The following is a 14638-nucleotide window of genomic DNA, read 5'->3' as shown; positions in this document are numbered from 1 at the left end:
CTCAGACCGGGTGGCCGCCCGGAATCGGCGCGTCGGGGTCGTAGGGCTCGCGGGTGTAGACGAACGTCGCGATGTCCAGGTGCCCGACGCTGCCGTCCGGGCGGCGTACGGCGTGCAGCTCCTCGCCGGCGTGGTAGCCGGAGGTGCCGACGACCCGACCGTCGCGGACCGCGAACCGGTAGTTCTCCACGCCGCCGCGTCGGCCGACCAGCTCGGCACCCTCCATCGCGAACACGACCGGGGTGTTGCCCCAGTGCCACACCCCGGGGACGCCGGCGAGCTCGGCCGGGAGCGGCGGCGACGGCGTCCAGGCGGGCGCGACCGTCGGCTCGCACGTCTCCAGCTCGTCGAGCAGCTCGGTGACGATCGCGGCCGGCGAGTAGCCGACAGTGGCGTTGGCGAGCACCACGCCGCCCACGCGGCGTCCGCGGTCGACGAGGACGGTCGCGAGGAAGCCGGGCATCGAGCCGGTGTGACCGGCCAGCGTGCCCGATCCTCCCGGGAAGAGCTGGAAGCCCAGCCCGTGCGCATAGCGCACCCCGTCCTTGGGGTTGCCCGACTGCGGGCCGTACGCCTGGGCGAGATCGTCGGCCGACAGCACGTCGGGGTGCCCCTCGAGCAGGAACGTCGCGTAGCGCGCGAGGTCGGTGATCGTCGCCCAGACCTGTCCGGCCGGCGCCATCGCGCCGGTGTCGGTGGCCGGCTCGGCCACAAGCGTCGACTCGTAGGGCTGCACCGACCAGCCTGGCGCCGCCGCGCCCTCGGGCAGGTACGACGTGCGGGTCAGGACGAGCGGGTCGAGGATGCGCTGCTGCACGGCCTCCCACCAGGTGGTGCCGTGCATCCGCGCGGCCAGCTCACCGAGCAGCGCGTAGCCCAGGTTGGAGTAGTGGAACTCCTGGTGCGTCGGGAAGACCGCGCGCGACCCGTCGTTGGCGGTCATGAGCTCGTCCCACGACAGCCCGGCGGACCGCTCCCACCACGAGCCGACCGGCTCGGACTGCATGCCGGAGCTGTGGGCGAGCAGCGTGCGCACCGAGCGGTCGGCGTACCCGACGTCGCCGAGCACGGTCGAGGCCGGGTCGTCGAGTCCGATCCGCCCGTCGCGCACGAGCTGGAGCACGAGCACGGCCGTCATGGTCTTCGTGATCGACCCGACGCGGTACTGCACGTCGTAGGGGTCGTGGCCCTCGACCGCCGGGCCACCGTGGACGCCGAACCAGATCGGCTCCCCGTCGCGGACCAGGCCGGCCACGACCGACGGCAACCGCCCGGTGGTCTGGGCGTGGGCGAGCCGCGCCTGGAGCCGGCGGGCAGTCGCGTCGGTGACGGTCACTCCGCGAAGGCTTCCAGGGGCGGGCAGGCGCAGACCAGGTTGCGATCGCCGTAGGCCTGGTCGATGCGGGCGACCGGAGGCCAGTACTTGTCCGGGTCGATGCCGGTCGGGAAGACCGCGAGCTCGCGGGAGTAGGCGCGGTCCCACTCGCCCACGAGCGCCCGCGAGGTGTGCGGGGCGCCGCGCAACGGGGAGTTCTCCGGGGTCCACTCCCCTGCCCCGACCCGGTCGATCTCGCCCTTGATCGCGATCATCGCGTCGACGAAGCGGTCGATCTCGCCGAGGTCCTCGGACTCCGTGGGCTCGACCATCAGCGTGCCCGCGACCGGGAACGACATCGTCGGGGCGTGGAAGCCGTAGTCGATGAGCCGCTTCGCGACGTCGTCGACGGAGACGCCGGTGTCCTTGGTGATGCCGCGCAGGTCGAGGATGCACTCGTGCGCGACCAGGCCGCCGTGGCCGCGGTAGAGCACCGGGTAGTGCTCGCCGAGCCGCGCGGCGATGTAGTTGGCCGACAGCACCGCGGCGGCGGTCGCGCGCGTGAGCCCCTCGGCGCCCATGAGCCGGATGTAGGCCCACGAGATCGGCAGGATGCCGGCCGAGCCGTACGGCGCCGCGCTGATCGGGCCGATGCCGGACCGCTTGGACTCCTCCGGGTGCAGCGCGTGCGAGGGCAGGTACGGCGCCAGGTGGGCGCGCACCGCGACCGGGCCGACGCCCGGGCCGCCGCCGCCGTGCGGGATGCAGAAGGTCTTGTGCAGGTTGAGGTGCGAGACGTCGCCGCCGAACTCGCCCGGCTTGGCGAAGCCGAGGAGGGCGTTGAGGTTGGCGCCGTCGACGTAGACCTGGCCACCGTGCTCGTGCACGATCCGGCACAGCTCGGTGATCGTGTCCTCGTAGGCGCCGTGCGTGGACGGGTAGGTCACCATGATCGCGGCGAGGTCGTCGGCGTGCTTCTCGCACTGGGCGCGCAGGTCGTCGAGGTCGACCTCGCCGCCGGCGCCGGACTTCACGACGACGACCTTCATGCCGGCCATCACCGCGGACGCGGCGTTGGTGCCGTGCGCCGAGCTCGGGATGAGGCAGACGTCGCGGTGGGTGTCGCCGTTGGCGAGGTGGTAGCCGCGGATCGCCAGCAGGCCCGCGAGCTCGCCCTGCGACCCGGCGTTGGGCTGGATCGACACGTGGTCGTAGCCGGTGACCTCGGCCAGCCAGCCCTCGAGCTCGTTGACGAGCTGGCGGTAGCCCGCGGCGTCCTCGGCCGGCGCGAACGGGTGCAGGTCGGCGAAGCCCGGCAGCGACACCGGCTCCATCTCGGTGGTCGCGTTGAGCTTCATCGTGCAGGAGCCCAGCGGGATCATGCCGCGGTCGAGCGCGTAGTCGCGCGCGGAGAGCCTGCGCAGGTAGCGCAGCATCGCGGTCTCGCTGTGGTGGGACGAGAACACCTCGTGGGTGAGGTACGGCGTCTCGCGGCGCAGCTGCGTCGGAAGCGCGTCGGCGGTCGCGATGTCGAGGGCGGCGTCGTCGACGGCCGCGACGCCGAACGCCTTGAGGACGCTGGTGAGCGTCGAGTGGGTGGTGACCTCGGACGTGCTGATGCCGACCAGGTCGGCGTCGACCAGGCGCAGCTGCAGACCCAGCGACCGCGCCGTCGTCACGACGTCGGAGGCGCGGCCGGGCACCCGGACGGTCAGGGTGTCGAAGAACTGCTGGTGCACGACCTCGATGCCGCCCTCCGTCAGCGCGGCGGCGAGCACGGCGGCGTACCGGTGCGTGCGGGTCGCGATCGAGCGGAGCCCCTCGGGGCCGTGGTAGACGGCGTACATCGACGCGACCACGGCCAGCAGCACCTGCGCGGTGCAGATGTTGGAGGTCGCCTTGTCGCGGCGGATGTGCTGCTCGCGGGTCTGGAGGGCGAGGCGGTAGGCCGGGCGGCCCTCGGCATCGACGGAGACGCCGACCAGGCGGCCGGGCAGGTGCCGCTCGAGTCCGGCGCCGACCGCCATGTAGCCCGCGTGCGGGCCGCCGTAGAAGAGCGGGACGCCGAAGCGCTGGCTGGAGCCGACGACCACGTCGGCGCCGAGCGCGCCGGGCGCCTCCAGCAGCGTGAGCGCGAGCAGGTCGGCGGCGACCACGGCCAGCGCGCCGCGCTCGTGGGCCTGCTCGATGACCCGACGCGGGTCGAGCACGCGACCGGACGCGCCGGGGTACTGCACGAGCACGCCGGAGAGCTCGCCGTCGGGCAGGCCGTCGGCGAGGTCGGCGACGAGCACCTCGATGCCCATCGCCTCGGCGCGGGTGCGGACCACGTCGATGGTCTGCGGCAGCGCGTCGGCGTCGACGACGAACGGTCCGGACGCCGACTTCTTCGCGCGGCGTACCAGCGTCATCGCCTCGGCGGCCGCGGTGCCCTCGTCGAGCAGCGAGGAGTTGGCGGTCGGCAGGCCGGTGAGGTCGCCGATCACGGTCTGGAAGTTGATGAGCGCCTCGAGGCGGCCCTGGGAGATCTCGGGCTGGTACGGCGTGTAGGCGGTGTACCAGCTCGGGTCCTCGAGCACGTTGCGACGCACGACGGGCGGGGTGATCGTGGCGTGGTAGCCCAGGCCGATCATCGCCTCGCCGGGGCGGTTGGTCTGCGCGAGCGCGCGCAGCTCCCGGGCGGCGGCCGCCTCGCTGAGCGGCGCCGGGAGGTCGAGGGCCTCGGCCGGCCGGATCGCGCCGGGGACCGCGGCGTCCATGAGCGCCTCGAGGGAGTCGAAGCCGAGGCGGCCGAGCATCGCGGCGACGTCCGCCTCGCGCAGGCCGATGTGGCGCTCGACGAACGGCAGCGCGCCGTCCAGCTCGGTCAGGGTGGGACGGTCCGTCACGGGGGGCTCCTCGAGGATCGACTCTGGTGGTCGTTCGGGTGCCTCCCCCTCTGTCGTCGCGGCACTGCGGCTCCAGAGTTGCCTGATCCACACGGTCCTTGGCGCCTGAGAGGTTCCGGGGAGGAATTGCCCCTTCGGCGCTCCGCTCGACTGGCCGAGGCCGACCGGCGGAGTCTCTCCCGTGCGGGATTGACGGCGCCACCCAATCTACCCGCGACCGGCGTCGGAGACGACTCCGGCCCGCCGCCAGGTGGCGACGGGCCGGAGTCAGAGCCGTGTGAGGTGAGCTGGCGTCAGCCGATCTTGCGGGCCGCGCGCCGGGCGGCGAGCTCGTCGCCGGCGACGGACTCGTCGCCCTCGGCCTCGGCGGTCCGCTCCGAGGGCAGCTCGGCGAGCGTGCCCTCGATCTCCTGCCAGACACCGCCGATCGCGATGCCGAAGACACCCTGGCCGCCCTGGAGGAGGTCGATGATCTCGTCGTTGCTCGTGCACTCGTAGACCGAGACGCCGTCGCTCATCAGCGTGACGCGGGTGAGGTCCTCGGTGCCGCGCTGACGCAGGTGCTGGACCGCCGTACGGATCTGCTGCAGCGAGATGCCCGCGTCGAGCAGCCGCTTGACGACCTTGAGGAGCAGGATGTCCTGGAACGAGTAGAGGCGCTGGGAGCCGGAGCCCTTCGCGCCGCGGACCGTCGGCTCGATCAGGCCGGTGCGGGCCCAGTAGTCGAGCTGGCGGTAGGTGATGCCGGCGGCGTTGCACGCGGTCGGCCCGCGGTAGCCGGTGTCACTGGGCAGCGGGGTGAGCTCGTCGTCGAAGAGCAGTCCTTGCTCTTCGGCCTGCTGGGCAGCGAGCGACGCCTCGGCGTCGTGCTGCTCCTCGTTCTCGTTCACACGGTCCTCCGTGGGCTACTCCGTTGACCGTAACTCACTCGGGGAAGGTGCCGGTCCGCCCACGGATGGGTTTACAGCGGTGGAGTTACAACAGAGACAGTTCAAGGTAGGCCTCCACCTCCGGCCCGTCAAAGAGGTCGGCGGCGTGTCGCAGCCCTCAACCTCAGGTTGAGGGTGAGGGTGCCGCGGCCGTGCGAGCAACGGCACCGCAGCCAGATGGGCCCGACTGCGCTCAGTGCGCGTCGAAGTCCTCGGGCGTGACCTGGTCGAGGAACTCGCGGAACTTCTCGACCTCGTCCTCCTGCTCGGCGGGCACGGCCAGGCCTGCCTCGTCGAGGACCTCCTCGGCGCACACGATCCGCGTGCCGGTGCGCAGCGCCAGGGCGATCGAGTCGGAGGGGCGGGCGCTCACCTCGGCGCCGGAGCCGAAGACCAGGTTGGCGAAGAAGACGCCGTCCTTGACCTCGGTGATCTGCACCTCGGCGAGCTCGTTGCCGGTGGCCTCGAGGACGTCCTTGAGCAGGTCGTGGGTCAGCGGGCGCGGGGGGACGACCCCCTGCTGCGCGAACGCGATCGCGGTCGCCTCGACCGCGCCGATCCAGATCGGCAGGTAGCGGTCGCCGGCCACCTCCCGGAGCAGCACGATCGGCTGGTTGGAGGGCATCTCGACCCTGACTCCCAAGACATCGACTTCGCGCACGTCGTTCACCCTACTCCCGTACCCGAACCGCGCCGACGCACCTGACTCCTCAGGCTTTGCTGTCACTTCTCAGGCGTTGCAACGGCCGAGAAGTGACGGTTTCACCGGTGCACCGGTGAATCCGACACCGGCCGACACGTCCCCGCTCAGCCGCGCCGCAGCCCCGACTTCACCAGCGTGGCGTGCAGCCGCACGGAGAGGGCGGCGATCTCGCTGACGGTGTCCTCCGCGCGGGCAGCAGCGGCGGCGTCGCGGCCGCGCTTGTGGGGGGCGACGACCTGCTCGACCAGGCCGACCTCGCGGTCGGCGGCGGTCTTGAACGCGCGCAGGTGACGCGGCTCGAAGCCGAAGTCGGCGAGCTCGCGCGCGGTCTTCGCGATGACCAGCGCGTCGGTGTCGTAGTGGCCGGTGCGCGAGCCGGCGACCAGGCCGTACTGCTCGAGCTCGGTCAGCAGCTCGTCGGAGATCTCCGCGATCTTCACGAGCTCGCGGCGCGAGAGCCGCACGTCGTCGCGGCGGCGGAAGGACTCGGGGCTCGGTAGCCCGTCGGCGGCGAGCGCCACCTGGGGGACGGTGGGTACGACGGACTCGATCGGCGGCGGCTCGAGGCCTCGGTCGATCGCGTCGAGGTGCTCGCCGATGACCTTGAGCGGCAGGTAGTGGTCGCGCTGCATGCGCAGCACGTAGCGCAGGCGCTCGACGTCCTGCACCGAGAACTTGCGGTAGCCGGCCGGGGTCCGCTCGGGCTTGATGAGGCCCTTGTCCTCGAGGAACCGGATCTTGGGGATGGTGATCCCGGGGAAGTCCGGGCGGAGGCGGTCGAGCACCTCCCCGATGTTCATCCGCGTCCGCGCCGAGGCGGGGACGCCTGACGAAGCAGCGACCATGACCTACCCGCCCGCGTGACCCGCGAAGAAGACCAGCCGGAACTTGCCGATCTGCACCTCGTCGCCGTCGCTGAGCTGCACCCGGTCGATGCGGTCGCGGTTGACGTAGGTGCCGTTGAGGCTGCCGACGTCGCTCACCGTGAAGGTCTCGCCCTGGCGGTGGAACTCCGCGTGGCGGCGCGAGACGGTCACGTCGTCGAGGAAGATCTCGCTGTCGGGGTGCCGACCGGCCGTGACGACGTCCTGGTCGAGCAGGAAGCGGCTGCCGGAGCCCGGGCCGCGCTGCACCACGAGCAGCGCGTGGCCGCCGGGCAGCGCGTCGACCGCCGCGGCGTCGACCGGGTTGAGCTGACGGTCGGAGGTCTCGGCCTTGTCGGCGGAGATGGAGATCGTCGCCGTGGACTCCCCGGCGACGTCAGCGACGCCTCCGGCCGGGGTGGCCGGCGCCTCGAGCAGGCGGTTGCCGCACTGCGCGCAGAAGCGCGCGTCGTCGGGGTTCTGCGTGCCACACACTGTGCAGAACGGCATCGGTCTGTCCTTCGTCCGGGCGACTGAACCCTCAACGCAGGGCTGAGGTTGACGGTTTCCCCGAACCTATCAGCCCGGGGAGCCCGATCAAGGCAAAGTGGCGGGCTCAGCCCTCGAGCGAGCCCTCGTACGTCGACGCGTCCATGAGGTCGTCGAGCTGGCTCCGGTCCGACGGCACGACCTCGAAGAGCCAGCCGGCGCCGTACGCGTCGTTGTTGACGAGCTCGGGCGTCGTGTCGAGGGCGTCGTTGCGGGCGACGACGTCACCGGAGATCGGCGCGTAGACGTCGCTGACCGACTTGGTGGACTCCAGCTCGCCGCAGGTCTCGCCGCCGGTGACGGTCGCGCCGACCTCGGGCAGCGACACGTAGACGATGTCGCCCAGCGCGTCCTGCGCGTAGTGGGTGATGCCGATCCGGACCGCGCCCTCGTGCTCCCCCGGCTCGCGGACCCACTCGTGCTCGCTGGTGTACTTCAGGTCGTCGGGGTACACGGTGTCTCCTCGGGTTCGGGTCCACTGACTGCGGTGAGGTTACTGCGCCGCGGGCTACTCCGCCGACCCGGGATCGGCGTACTCCAGCTGTCGTGGCTCGACGACCGCCTCGATGTCGACGCGGGCGCGCTTGTCCACCGTGACGGTGGCGCCCTGGTCCTCGAACTGGTCGCGCGGCCCCTTGGGGAAGACGACCGCGCCCTCGAGGCCGTCGGGCTCGCCGATCACGTCGACGACGTACGGCGAGGTGACCACCTGCCCGTCGACGGCGATGCCGCCCACGGCGTCCTCGAACGAGGTCTGCGCGACGACACGCACCTCCTCGTTGAACTGGATCGCCTCGGCGCCGGCCGTGCGCAGCTCCTGGACCATGTCGACCACCGAGTCGACGTCGATCGAGCCGTCGGTCTCGGTGATGGTGATCCGAACCCCGGGACCGGTGACCGGCACCAGGCCGGCCATGATCGCCAGCGCGTCGACCTGCTTCTCCGCCTGGGCGAGCGCGACCTCGCGCGCGCCGGTGTCCGAGCGCAGGTCGTCGCGGGTCCGTCGCAGGCGCGCGAGCTCCGACTCCGCGCGCTGCGACTGCGTGTCGAGCCCCTTGAGGAGGGCGATCAGGTCCTGCTCGCGCAGGCTCGCGTAGGTGTCGTCGACGTTGGTGAAGCGCACCTGCGTGACCGCGGCGTACCCGACGAGCGCGAGCAGCACGGCCACGACGAGCTGGCCACGCGAGGGCCGCAGCAGCGCGCGCCGCAACCGGTCCCGGCCGGACGGCAGGTCGTCCGGGGGCGGCGGAGTGGTCTCGGTGTCGTCGGCCATGGCTCAGGCGTGGAAGAGGTGGCGGCGGATGGCGGCGACGTTGGAGAAGATCCGGATCCCGAGGACCACGACGACGCCGGTGGACAGCTGCTCCCCCACGCCGAGCTGGTCGCCGAGGTAGACGATGCCTGCCGCGATCACGACGTTGCTGACGAACGAGACCACGAAGACCTTGTCGTCGAAGATCCCGTCGAGGTAGGCACGCAGGCCGCCGAAGACGGCGTCCAGGGCGGCGACCACCGCGATCGGCAGGTAGGGCTCGAGCCCGTGGGGGATGTTCGGCTGGAAGACGATCCCGAGCACGATGCCCGCCAGCATCCCGAGTGCGGCGATCACGACGGCGGCTCCTTCTTCCTGGCGGGCGGTTCCCGGTCGTCCCCGCTCCGTGCTGACAGCAGCTCGAGCAGGCGCTGCGGAGCCCCGGGCAGGTCGAGGTCGCCGACATTCTGCACGACGCGGAACCCGAGCGCGTCCGCGAGATTCGCGAACCGCAGCCCGGTGGTGGTCTCGAGCAGGTCGGCCTGGAGGGTCCGGTCGTCTCCGATCGCCGACACGACGTACGGCGGGGAGAGCGGTGCGCCGTTGACGTTGATCGCGGCTCCCGCGTTGCGGATCGCCGACCGGGCCGTCAGCCGCTTGCCGTTGATCGCGATCGCCTCGGCGCCGGCCTGCCAGAGCCCGTTGACGAGCAGCGTGAGGTCCTCGTCGTGCACCGCCGCGCCGCCGGGCGCGTCGTCGACGGTGATCTCGACCCCCGGGCCGCTCACCGGGCCGAAGCCGGTCTGGGCGGCCAGCCGGTCACGGCGGTTGTCGGTGGTCCGCTCGTCCGCTGCGACGGCGTCGCGTGCGTCCTGCAGGCGGATGTTGCGGGCGCGCTGCCGGACCAGCTCGCCCTGCACCGCGGCGGCGTCGTCGCCGCGGGCCTTGATCTGGCCCAGCAGCTCCTGCCGGCTCGCGCTGGTGATGTCCGAGGCGTTCGACGTCTGCACGGCCGCGACCGCGACGAGCATGCCGAACGCCGCCACGACGGCGGCGGCCACCCACCGGGGCCGGCCGCTCGACGCGTCCTCGCCCGGAGGCGCCAGGCGCTTCTTCTCGGCGACGTGCTGGTAGTCCTGGTCGAGCGACTCCTGGGTGATCAGGTTCAGCAGCGGGGTCCGCGCGCGGTCGGCGATCGCCGCGCGGGCGGCGTCGCGCTCCGCCGGCGACTCAGGCATCGCTCGTCCTGGCCGGGCGCTCGGTGGTGCGCAGCAGGTTGCGCACCTCCCACGCGTAGAGGATCCCGGCCCACCAGTAGAGCGCGATGCCCCAGATGGCGAAGGCCCAGCCGAACACCTGGGCGAGCGTGGCGACGGTGCCGCTGCCGTCACCGAGCAGCAGCAGCGGGAAGGCGTAGAGCAGGTTGAACGTCGCGGCCTTGCCGAGGAAGTGCACCGGCAGCGCGCTGTAGCCACGGGTGCGGAGCAACGGGACGAGCCCCCACAGCAGCAGGTCGCGCAGTGGCAGCGACAGCGCCACCCACCACGGCACGATGTCGCGCAGCGCGAGCCCGACGACGACCGCGAGGATGTAGAGCCGGTCGGCCACCGGGTCCAGCACCTGGCCGAGCACCGAGGTCTGGCCGAGCCGCCGGGCGAGGTAGCCGTCCAGGAAGTCGGTGACGCCCGACAGCATCAGGACGCCGAGTGCGAGCAGGTCGGCCTCGGGGCCGAGCACCAACCACAGGAAGAGCGGCACGCCCGCGAGCCGGACCATGCTCAGCACATTGGGCAGCGTCCAGACACGGTTGACCGTCGTGTCGTCTCCCACCGAAGTCCTGCCCGTGTCGCCGCTGTGTCTGCCAGCGCACACCCTAGCCGTCGCCGTGCACCGGACCCGACTCCCGGGCCGCAGCCGGGTCGTCGAGATGGGCGGCATCGCGGATCTCGCCGACCAGCTCCTCGATCACGTCCTCCAGGGTCGCCAGGCCGAGCGTGCTGCCGCCGGCGTCGACGACGCGCGCCATGTGCGCGCCGCGGCGCTGCAGGGTCTCGAGGGCGTCGTGCAGGGCCGCGTCGGCGGGCACCGGCGCGAACGGGCGGATCCACTTGTCCGCCACCGCTCGGGTACGCCGGGCCGGGTCGGTCTCCAGCACGTCCTTGATGTGCAGGTAGCCGACGAGGTCCCCGTCGGCGCCCGCCACCGGGAACCGGCTGAAGCCGGTCGCCGCGCACACCGCCTCGACCTCCTCGACCGACGCCCCCCGCTCGACCGTCGTGAGCGACTCCGGCGGCATCAGCACGGCGGCGACCGACTTCTCGGTGAAGCCGAGTGCGCCCGCCAGCCGGTCGTACTCGTCGGACTCCAGCAGGCCCTCGCCGTGCGACTCCTCGACGAGCGCGGCGACCTCCTCGCGGGTGTAGGTCGAGCTCAGCTCGTCCTTGGGCTCGACCCGGATCAGCCGGAGCGTGCCGTTGGCGATGGCGTTGAGCCCCACGATCAGCGGCCGCAGGACGCTGACGATCATCAGCATCGGCGGTCCGAGCACGATCGCCGCCCGGTCCGGGCCGGCCAGGGCGATGTTCTTGGGCACCATCTCGCCGAGCACGACGTGCAGGAAGACCACGATCGCGAGGGCGACGAGGAAGGCGATCGGGTGCACCAGCTCGTGCGGCACGTGCAGCGCCTGCAGGCCCGGCTCGATGAGGTGGGCGACGGCCGGCTCGCCGACGGCGCCGAGGCCGAGCGAGCAGATCGTGATGCCGAGCTGGGCGCCGGCCATCATCAGCGAGACGCTCTCCATCGCGCGCAGCGTGGTGCGTGCCAGCCGCGACCCGGCCTGGGCGCGCGGCTCGATCTGGCTGCGGCGCGCGGAGACGAGTGCGAACTCCGCGCCCACGAAGAAGGCGTTGAGGCCGAGCAGCACGACGGCGAGCGTGATCGCGGCGGTGGGGCTCATGACCCGCCCTCCCCCGGGTCGGGCTGGTCGAGCAGCCGCAGCGACAGCCGGTCGATGCGCAGGCCGTCCATCCGCTCGACGGTGAGCACCGCCAACCGGTTGACCGGGTCCTCCGTGCCGGGGTCCGCGACGCCGGGCACGACGATCTCCGCGAGGTCACCGACCTCCGGGACCCGGCCGAGCTCGCGCAGCACGAGGCCGGCGATCGTGTCGTAGTCCTCGTGGTCGGGCAGCACCACGCCGGTGAGGTCCTCGACCTCGTCGGGGCGCAGCAGGCCGGAGAGCGACCAGCGACCGTCGGTGAGGTGCCGGGCGTTCGCGCTGGCCGGGTCGTGCTCGTCGGCGATCTCCCCGACGATCTCCTCCACCACGTCCTCGAGGGTGACGATGCCGTCGAACCCGCCGTACTCGTCGAGGACGACCGCGAGCTGGAAGCCGTCGCGGCGCAGCAGCGCGAGCAGCGGGTCGAGACGCAGCGAGTCGGGCACGATGATCGGCTTCGACATCAGGTGCTTGACCTTGGTCGTGGCTCGCTCGCCGACCGGCAGGGCGACGGCCGCCTTGACGTGCACGGTGCCGACGACGGTCTCGTCGGCGTCCACGACCGGGAACCGGGAGTGCCCGGTCTCACGGGTGCGCTCGATCAGGGTGGTGGCGCGGTCGTTGACGCCGAGGCTGGTGCATCGCACCCGGGGCGTCATGATCTCGCCCGCCGTACGGGCGCCGAACTCCACGGACCGGCCCATCAGCTCGGCCGTCTCGTGGTCCAGGGTCCCCAGGGTCGCCGAGCGCTCGATCAGCGATGCCAGCTCGGTGGAGCTGCGCGCGGACCGGAGCTCCTCCTGAGGCTCGACGCCGAGCCGGCGGACGATCGCGTTCGCGGAGCCGTTGAGCACCCGGATCGGCCCCCGCATCACCGCGGTGAAGCCGCTCTGGAACCGCTCCGTGGCCAGCGCGACCCGCAGCGGCCGCGCGATCGCGAGGTTCTTGGGCACCAGCTCGCCGAAGATCATCGTGAGCACGGTGCCGACGGCCAGCCCGAGGCCGACGGCGATCGGCGTCACCGCACTCTCGGGTACGCCGAGCTCCGCGAGCGGCTGGTCGATCAGGTCGGCGATCGCCGGCTCGGCGAGGTAGCCGATCGCGAGGTTGGTGATCGTGATGCCGACCTGCGCGCCGGACAGCTGGGTCGACAGCGAGCGCAGCGCGCGCTGGAGCCGCTGGGCGCGCGGGTCCCCGCCGGCCGCGGCCTGCTCGACCTGGTTGCGGTCGACCGTCACGAAGGAGAACTCCGCCGCCACGAAGGCGCCGCAGGCGGCGATCATCACCGCGGCGGTGAGGAGCAGTAACCAGGTCGTCATGCGCGCCCTCCCACGTCAGTGCCGGTCGAGCCGTTGCGTGCGGCGCCGGGCGGCGGGGAGAGCTGCGGACTTTGAGAGCCGTCCATGGGCTGGGCGTTGCGTCCTCACAGTGCGGGGTCTGGTGCAGGCATCGTAGCGGCCCACCCGAGGGGTCTGGCTTTCGCGAGACCTCGGCAGTTCCGCGGCGCCCGTCCTAGGATCGACGCAGTCCGCGGACGGGCTCCCACTCGGGGAGAGCGACCGGCACCGCGCACCGCACCCGGAGTCGCCGCATGCCCACCCGTCGATCGCTCCTCGCGGCCGCGCCCGCCGGTGCCGCCGCGGTCGCGGTCCCGCGCGAGGACGCCGCGGCGTACCGCCCCCGGCGCCGCTCCCGCGTGCGCCTGCTGAGCCCGCGAGACCGGCACCTCGTCCGCCGCTTCTCCTACGGGCTCACGCCGGCGCTGGCCCGCGACGTACGCCGGGCCGGCGGGGCGGCCGCGTGGTTCGAGCAGCAGCTGCGACCGGGCTCGGTGCCGGACCGGGACGCCGATGCCGTCCGCGCCTGGTGGCCCAGCCTCGACCGCGGCTGCACCGACCTGTGGCAGCGGCAGCGCACCGGGGTGGAGTACGGCTGGCAGGTCATGGCCGACTACCAGCGGTGGCTGCTGGTGCGCCGGATGCGCACCCGTCGGCAGGTCCACGAGGTGATGACCGAGCTGTGGGAGCACCACTTCAACGTGCCGGTCAACGGGGACGCCCAGTTCACCTGGCGCGCCGACTACGGCGACGAGATCCGCCGGCACGCGCTCGGCCGGTTCGACGACCTGCTCACCGCCGTGGTCACGCACCCCGCGATGCTCATCAACCTCGACAACGTCTCGTCGACGCGCCAGCACCCCAACGAGAACCTCGGCCGTGAGCTGCTCGAGCTCTACACCGTCGGCCGCGTCTACAGCGAGGACGACGTCAAGGCGTCCGCCCGGATCCTCACGGGCTGGACGGTCGAGATGTGGACCACGTTCCGCGCGAAGTACGACGAGGAGGGCCACGCCCGAGGACGCGTGAAGGTGCTCGGCTTCGAGAGCCGCAACGCGTCCGCCGACGGGCGCGCGGTGACGCGGGACTACCTCCGCTACCTCGCGCACCACCCGGCGACCGCCCGCCGCGTGGCACGTCGGCTGGCCGTGAAGTTCGTCCGCGACGACCCGTCGGACGCGCTGGTCGCCCGGCTCGCGCGGGTCTACCTCGCCAACGACACCGCGATCGTGCCCGTGCTCAGGGCGCTGGTGCGGTCCCCCGAGTTCGCCCGCGCGGCGGGGGTGAAGGTGCGCGACCCCGGCGAGGACCTGGTCGCGGCGTACCGCGCCCTGGGCATCCGCGTGAGTCGCCCGCCGGCCGGTGACGCCGGCGACGAGCACGCCGCCAACGCGCTGCTGTGGCAGGTGGCCGGGATGGGCATCAAGCCCTTCGACTGGCCCCGGCCCGACGGCCAGCCGATCGACAGCGAGTCCTGGTCGTCGCCGTCCCGCCTGGTCGCGTCGCTCGCGGTCCACCGCTCCCTGGCCGGCGGGTGGTGGCCCAGCCGGGGCATCCGCTACCCGGCGCCGGCGTCCTGGCTGCCGGCCCGCACGGTGCGCTTCGACGCGCTCGTCGACCACATGGCGCGACTGGTGCTGCACGAGCCGGCATCCAAGCGGCTGCTCGCGGCGTGCTGCCAGGCGACCGGCTGCAAGCCTCGCGCGCGGATCACCCGCGAGCACGACCTCGTGCGCTGGGGCATGCCGCGCCTGCTCACCACCCTGCTCGACTCCCCCGACTTCATGACCCGGTGACCGCC

14 protein-coding genes and 1 riboswitch are annotated in these 14638 nt (G+C 72.5%); of the genes, 1 reads left to right on the top strand and 13 read right to left on the bottom strand.

From position 1 onward, the window contains the following. Window position 1 precedes the first annotated feature (1 nt). From HZF07_RS03045 to HZF07_RS02985, 13 genes are all read right to left on the bottom strand, one after another. Complete coding sequence (locus HZF07_RS03045) at window positions 2-1336, bottom strand: serine hydrolase domain-containing protein (RefSeq protein WP_157346868.1); 1335 nt, start codon at window positions 1334-1336, stop codon at window positions 2-4. Next, the gene (gene gcvP / locus HZF07_RS03040) at window positions 1333-4203 is read right to left on the bottom strand and encodes an aminomethyl-transferring glycine dehydrogenase (protein WP_181644697.1); all 2871 of its coding nucleotides are present in this window, start codon (window positions 4201-4203) and stop codon (window positions 1333-1335) included. Before gcvP ends, HZF07_RS03045 begins: the two co-directional genes overlap by 4 nt. Before the next feature lie 82 nt (window positions 4204-4285). Continuing rightward, a riboswitch (glycine riboswitch) is annotated at window positions 4286-4395 on the bottom strand. A gap of 101 nt (window positions 4396-4496) precedes the next feature. Then, window positions 4497-5093 carry a MerR family transcriptional regulator gene (locus tag HZF07_RS03035; RefSeq protein WP_181644696.1) on the bottom strand — a complete coding sequence of 199 codons (597 nt, stop codon included), beginning with the start codon at window positions 5091-5093 and terminating at the stop codon, window positions 4497-4499. A gap of 232 nt (window positions 5094-5325) precedes the next feature. After that, entirely contained in the window at window positions 5326-5793 is a 468-nt protein-coding gene (locus HZF07_RS03030; protein WP_181644695.1) for a bifunctional nuclease family protein, read from the bottom strand. Between the two features lie 146 nt (window positions 5794-5939). Next, window positions 5940-6635: a transcriptional regulator FtsR gene (ftsR, locus tag HZF07_RS03025; protein ID WP_198346525.1), complete on the bottom strand. Its 696-nt coding sequence runs from the start codon at window positions 6633-6635 to the stop codon at window positions 5940-5942. Window positions 6636-6683: 48 nt separating this feature from the next. Next, window positions 6684-7208 (bottom strand): FHA domain-containing protein, encoded by a 525-nt coding sequence (locus HZF07_RS03020; RefSeq protein ID WP_157346866.1) that lies wholly within the window; start codon window positions 7206-7208, stop codon window positions 6684-6686. 106 nt (window positions 7209-7314) lie between these two features. Further along, window positions 7315-7701, bottom strand: a complete 387-nt coding sequence (gene gcvH / locus HZF07_RS03015; protein ID WP_181644694.1) for a glycine cleavage system protein GcvH — start codon at window positions 7699-7701, stop codon at window positions 7315-7317. Between the two features lie 54 nt (window positions 7702-7755). Next, on the bottom strand, window positions 7756-8520 hold the full coding sequence (locus tag HZF07_RS03010) for a DUF881 domain-containing protein (RefSeq protein ID WP_157346865.1): 765 nt from the start codon (window positions 8518-8520) through the stop codon (window positions 7756-7758). 3 nt (window positions 8521-8523) lie between these two features. Next, window positions 8524-8856, bottom strand: coding sequence for a small basic family protein (locus HZF07_RS03005; protein WP_181644693.1), 333 nt, complete (start codon window positions 8854-8856; stop codon window positions 8524-8526). Further along, window positions 8853-9737, bottom strand: coding sequence for a DUF881 domain-containing protein (locus HZF07_RS03000; protein WP_157346864.1), 885 nt, complete (start codon window positions 9735-9737; stop codon window positions 8853-8855). Before HZF07_RS03000 ends, HZF07_RS03005 begins: the two co-directional genes overlap by 4 nt. Beyond that, entirely contained in the window at window positions 9730-10329 is a 600-nt protein-coding gene (locus HZF07_RS02995) for a CDP-alcohol phosphatidyltransferase family protein (RefSeq protein WP_309504335.1), read from the bottom strand. Before HZF07_RS02995 ends, HZF07_RS03000 begins: the two co-directional genes overlap by 8 nt. Before the next feature lie 43 nt (window positions 10330-10372). Continuing rightward, a complete protein-coding gene (locus HZF07_RS02990) occupies window positions 10373-11458 on the bottom strand; it encodes a hemolysin family protein (protein WP_157346862.1) in 1086 nt (361 codons plus the stop codon). Next, window positions 11455-12819, bottom strand: a complete 1365-nt coding sequence (locus tag HZF07_RS02985) for a hemolysin family protein (protein ID WP_157346861.1) — start codon at window positions 12817-12819, stop codon at window positions 11455-11457. Before HZF07_RS02985 ends, HZF07_RS02990 begins: the two co-directional genes overlap by 4 nt. A 272-nt stretch (window positions 12820-13091) precedes the next feature. Here HZF07_RS02985 and HZF07_RS02980 point away from each other — a divergent pair, with 272 nt between their 5' ends. Then, complete coding sequence (locus HZF07_RS02980) at window positions 13092-14633, top strand: DUF1800 domain-containing protein (RefSeq protein ID WP_157346860.1); 1542 nt, start codon at window positions 13092-13094, stop codon at window positions 14631-14633. The last annotated feature ends 5 nt before the right edge of the window (window positions 14634-14638 follow it).

The sequence above is a fragment of the Nocardioides agri genome, assembly GCF_013778305.1.
Classification (GTDB): domain Bacteria; phylum Actinomycetota; class Actinomycetes; order Propionibacteriales; family Nocardioidaceae; genus Nocardioides; species Nocardioides agri.
The sequence above is the reverse complement of the archived record's forward strand: the minus strand, read 5'-3'. Positions and strand labels throughout refer to the sequence as shown.